At 73.0% G+C, this 703-nt stretch carries 1 pseudogene; it reads left to right on the top strand.

What is annotated here, in order from left to right:
• Positions 1-331: 331 nt before the first annotated feature.
• Positions 332-703 (top strand): annotated as a pseudogene (locus IF129_RS25935) (Fe-S oxidoreductase); the annotation flags it as partial.

Raw genomic sequence — 703 nt, forward strand, 5'->3', positions numbered from 1 at the left:
AACGACGGCGAGGCCAAGGAGTCCGTCCAGGTCGTCGACGTCGCCCAGCTGCTGCTGGAGTCCGTGAAGACGCCGGCCGACGGCCCCGAGGACGGCGGGGACGCCGACGCGGACGCCGGTGAGCCCGCGCCCGAGCCGCAGCCGGCCCGCTGACGCCGACACCTCGACGCCCCGACACCGGAACGGCCGGTCCCGCCCCGCGCGGGACCGGCCGTTCCGCGTCGGCGGCCCGGCTCCCGGCGCGAGGGCGATCTTCCGCGTAGGGTGCCGGTGAGGGCCCCGGGGCCTCTCCCCCACACGCCGCCCACCGTCCCGGGCCCGGGGAGACGTCATGCAACTCGCCGCGATCATCGTCACACTGAGCCTCACCGCGGTCGGTCTGGCACTCATCACGCGTGCCGTCGTCCAGATCGTCCGGTTCATGAAGCTCGGCGGCCCCGTGCCCGCCGGGCTGCGCACCGACGATCCGAAGGCCCGTACCGCCACGCTGGCCCGTGAGTTCCTGGGCCACACCCGCATGAACAAGTGGGGCGTGATCGGCGTCGCGCACTGGTTCGTCGCGATCGGCTTCCTCACGCTGCCGCCGACCATCATCAACGCCTACGGGCAGCTCTTCCAGGCGGACTGGACGCTCCCCGTCCTCGGCGGCTGGCTGCCGTACGAGCTGTACATCGAGTTCATCGGCCTCATGACGACGCTGGGG

The sequence above is a fragment of the Streptomyces chumphonensis genome (genome assembly GCF_014779715.1).
Classification (GTDB): domain Bacteria; phylum Actinomycetota; class Actinomycetes; order Streptomycetales; family Streptomycetaceae; genus Streptomyces; species Streptomyces chumphonensis.